At 52.7% G+C, this 3,321-nt stretch carries 4 protein-coding genes; all 4 read left to right on the top strand.

Annotation, left to right across the window (positions count from 1 at the left end):
* Positions 1–1,731: cytochrome o ubiquinol oxidase subunit I (gene cyoB / locus RTM06_RS12210; RefSeq protein WP_312182464.1), on the top strand; the 1,731-nt coding region annotated here is incomplete at its 5' end.
* Entirely contained in the window at positions 1,731–2,345 is a 615-nt protein-coding gene (locus RTM06_RS12205) for a cytochrome o ubiquinol oxidase subunit III (protein WP_007886985.1), read from the top strand. The genes cyoB and RTM06_RS12205, both read left to right, overlap by 1 nt.
* Positions 2,345–2,674 carry a cytochrome o ubiquinol oxidase subunit IV gene (locus RTM06_RS12200; protein WP_007886986.1) on the top strand — a complete coding sequence of 110 codons (330 nt, stop codon included), beginning with the start codon at positions 2,345–2,347 and terminating at the stop codon, positions 2,672–2,674. Before RTM06_RS12205 ends, RTM06_RS12200 begins: the two co-directional genes overlap by 1 nt.
* Before the next feature lie 11 nt (positions 2,675–2,685).
* A partial coding sequence (gene cyoE, locus RTM06_RS12195) for a heme o synthase (protein ID WP_312182462.1) occupies positions 2,686–3,321 on the top strand: 636 nt, incomplete at its 3' end.

The raw sequence follows: 3,321 nt of genomic DNA, 5'->3' as shown, positions 1-3,321 counted from the left end.
ATCGCCTTCGGGGACAACGCCGGCTTCCTGCCGCCGCACCACTACGACCAGATCTTCACCGCTCACGGCGTGATCATGATCTTCTTCGTGGCGATGCCATTCGTGGTAGGTCTGATGAACATCGCGGTACCGCTGCAAATCGGTGCACGTGACGTTGCCTTCCCGTTCCTGAACAACCTGAGCTTCTGGTTTACCGCGATCGGTGTGATCCTGGTGAACATCTCTCTGGGTGTGGGCGAGTTTGCACAGACCGGCTGGTTGGCTTATCCGCCACTTTCGGGTGCGGAGTACAGTCCTGGCGTCGGGGTCGATTACTGGATCTGGAGTCTCCAGCTGTCCGGTATCGGTACGACACTGACCGGTATTAACTTCTTCGTTACCATTCTGAAGATGCGTGCACCGGGCATGGACCTGTTCAAAATGCCGGTGTTCACCTGGGCATCACTGTGTACTAACGTCCTGATCATCGCTGCGTTCCCGGTACTGACCGTTACGCTGGCACTGTTGACGCTTGACCGTTACCTTGGCTTCCATTTCTTCACCAATGAAATGGGCGGTAACATGATGATGTACGTCAACCTGATTTGGGTCTGGGGTCACCCGGAAGTGTACATCCTGGTTCTGCCGGTGTTTGGTGTCTTTGCTGAAGTCACGGCTACCTTCTCTAAAAAGCGTCTGTTCGGTTACACCTCTCTGGTGTGGGCGACCATCGCGATTACCGTCTTGTCGTTCATCGTTTGGCTGCACCACTTCTTCACCATGGGTGCGGGCGCGAACGTAAACGCCTTCTTCGGTATCATGACGATGATCATCGCTATCCCGACCGGCGTGAAAATCTTCAACTGGCTGTTCACCATGTATCAGGGTCGCGTTGAGTTCCACTCAGCGATGCTGTGGACCATCGGCTTCCTGGTGACCTTCTCGATTGGTGGTATGACAGGTGTTCTGCTGGCGGTTCCGGGTGCGGACTTCATTCTGCACAACAGCCTGTTCCTGATCGCGCACTTCCATAACGTGATTATCGGTGGTGTGGTGTTCGGTTGTATGGCTGGCGTGACCTACTGGTTCCCGAAAGCATTCGGCTTCACGCTGAATGAAAAATGGGGCATCCGCGCGTTCTGGTTCTGGATCATCGGCTTCTTCGTGGCATTCATGCCGCTGTACGCGCTGGGCTTCATGGGTATGACGCGTCGTATCAGCCAGGACATCGATCCTCAGTTCCACTCACTGCTGGTCGTTGCAGCAGGCGGTGCGGCGCTGATCGCTTGCGGTATTCTGTGCCAGATTACCCAGTTCTACGTTTCTGTGCGTGATCGCGATCAGAACCGTGACCTGACCGGTGACCCGTGGGGTGGACGTACGCTGGAGTGGGCAACCTCTTCACCGCCGCCGTTCTACAACTTTGCTGTTATCCCGCATATCCACGAGCGCGATGCGTTCTGGGAAATGAAAGAGAAAGGCGAAGCGTACAAGCAGCCAGAAAAATATGAAGAAATTCATATGCCGAAAAACAGTGGCGCAGCTGTTGTTATCGCGGCCCTGATGACTGTCTTCGGTTTCGCCATGATCTGGCATATCTGGTGGCTGGCTGGCCTCACCTTCGTGGGTACTATCGTCACCTGGATTGTGAAGAGCTTCGATGAAGACGTGGATTACTACGTGCCGGTTGCTGAAGTCGAGCAGATCGAGAAGAAGCACTTTGACGAAATCAGCAAAGCAGGTCTGAAATAATGTCAACTGAAACTGCAAAACACCACCACGACGCCCATGCGGAGCATGGGCATCACGATGCAGGAGCCAATAAAGTCTTTGGCTTCTGGATCTACCTGATGAGTGACTGCATTATCTTCGCAACCCTGTTTGCGACCTATGCAGTAATGGTCAATAACACTGCCGGTGGCCCGGCAGGTAAAGACATCTTCGAACTGCCGTTCGTTCTGGTCGAAACCGCGCTGCTGCTGCTCAGCTCCATTACTTATGGAATGGCAGTGATTGCGATGAACAACCAGAACAAAGGTTCGGTCATCAGCTGGTTAGCGTTGACCTTCCTGTTCGGTGCTGGCTTTATCGGCATGGAAATCTATGAATTCCATCACCTGATCAAAGAAGGCTTCGGTCCCGATCGCAGCGGCTTCCTGTCAGCGTTCTTCACGCTGGTCGGCACGCACGGTCTGCACGTGACCTCTGGCCTGATCTGGATGGCAGTGATGATGTTCCAGATTTCTAAACGTGGTCTGACTGCAACCAACCGCACCCGTATCATGTGCCTCAGCTTGTTCTGGCACTTCCTGGATGTGGTTTGGATCTGCGTATTCACCGTTGTCTACCTGATGGGAGCCATGTAATGAGTCATTCTGTTAACGAACATGGCGCTTCGCACGGTAGCGTGAAGTCTTACATGATCGGCTTCGTCCTCTCTATCATCCTGACCGGTATTCCGTTCTGGATGGTAATGGATGGCGGCGCTTCACACGGCACTATTCTGGGTGTGGTTCTGGTGTGTGCGGTAGTTCAGGTGCTGGTTCACCTGGTCTACTTCCTGCACTTAGACAGCAAATCAGAAGGTGGCTGGAACATGGTGGCCATCGTCTTCTCAGCACTCATTATCTTGATTGTTGTTGTAGGCTCACTGTGGATTATGTGGAACCTCAACTACAACATGATGGCCCACTAAAGAGTCGCGTAATGATTAAGCAATACCTGCAAGTAACAAAACCAGGAATTATTTTCGGCAATTTAATTTCTGTGATCGGTGGATTCCTGCTGGCTTCGAAAGGCAGCATTGATTACACCCTGTTTCTCGCCTCGCTGGTGGGCGTATCGCTGGTTGTCGCATCAGGTTGTGTTTTTAACAACGTGATTGACCGCGATATCGACATCAAAATGGAGAGAACGCGGAACCGTGTTCTGGTCAAAGGCCTGATCTCGGCGAAAGTAAGCCTGGTTTATGCAACCGCATTGGGTATTGCTGGCTTTGCGTTGCTGTATTTCGGCGCTAACCCGCTGGCCATGTGGCTGGCGGTGATGGGCTTCGTGGTTTACGTAGGCGTTTACAGCCTCTATATGAAGCGTAACTCTGTCTACGGCACGCTGATTGGTAGTCTCTCTGGCGCTGCGCCGCCGGTGATTGGCTACTGCGCAGTGACCAACCAGTTTGATGCTGGCGCGTTGATTTTACTGGCTATCTTTAGCCTGTGGCAGATGCCGCACTCCTATGCGATTGCCATCTTCCGCTTTAAAGATTACCAGGCTGCCAACATTCCGGTTCTGCCGGTGGTGAAAGGCATCTCAGTGGCAAAAAATCATATTACGCTGTATATC

This window comes from Pantoea sp. CTOTU46764 (genome assembly GCF_031974595.1).
Classification (GTDB): domain Bacteria; phylum Pseudomonadota; class Gammaproteobacteria; order Enterobacterales; family Enterobacteriaceae; genus Pantoea; species Pantoea trifolii.
This window is presented reverse-complemented; position numbering and strand designations above follow the sequence as displayed.